Annotated in this window: 1 protein-coding gene; it reads left to right on the top strand. The window is 46.3% G+C overall.

Annotated features, from left to right (window positions below; translation table 11 throughout):
- Positions 1 to 96 precede the first annotated feature (96 nt).
- The gene (locus R7E78_RS26490; protein WP_005458629.1) at positions 97 to 696 is read left to right on the top strand and encodes a hypothetical protein; all 600 of its coding nucleotides are present in this window, start codon (positions 97 to 99) and stop codon (positions 694 to 696) included.
- The last annotated feature ends 28 nt before the right edge of the window (positions 697 to 724 follow it).

Here is a 724-nt window from a genome sequence, read left to right as displayed (position 1 = left end):
GTCGTTACGAACAACGGCGAGTTAAGTTCAGGCCGATATAGCCGTCACTGACTCTTTAGGTTATGCTTTTGTCGTTTTTATTGGAAAGTAATCGTTATGCGTTTCATCCCTTTCGCCCTTGCGTTAATTGCATTTAGCTCGTCTCCTAGTGCTTACGAGCTCGATTACTATTCCAAATTTGGCCATATCGACAACTATGGCAATCTAGATCTTCGAAACAAGCCATACACTGAACTCCCATCTGGCTTGGTCATAAAAGGGAATGTGGACATTTCCCAAACGCCAATTACTCAGCTGCCTAAGGGCTTAGATGTTGGTGGCAGCTTAGACGCGAAAAATAGCGCCCTGAAAACAATCAAGTCGGGCGTAAAAATCAAAGGTTACGCTAACTTACTTGGTAGTAAGATTGAAAGCTGGCCCAAAGGGGTAAAGCTGGGTGGGTATTTGAACCTGACCGATACTCCGTTAAAGACACTTCCGGCAAAACTTCGAGTAAAAGGTGATTTGAGTGTGATCCGAACGCCACTGAAAGCGCTGCCAGAAGGGTTGGTGGTCGATGGCAACCTCTACATTGGTGGTTCGGCCCTGACCGAGTTTCCCGACACAATGACGGTAAAAGGCAACATCTTTTTGGGTGGCAATAAGATAACCAAGTGGCCAAAGAATCTGACCTTAGGTGGCGCAGTCGCGCGCTAATTGGATAGACAAAAAGAGATACGCAGAG

The sequence above is a fragment of the Vibrio sp. YT-19(2023) genome (assembly GCF_033337395.1).
The sequence above is the reverse complement of the archived record's forward strand: the minus strand, read 5'-3'. Positions and strand labels throughout refer to the sequence as shown.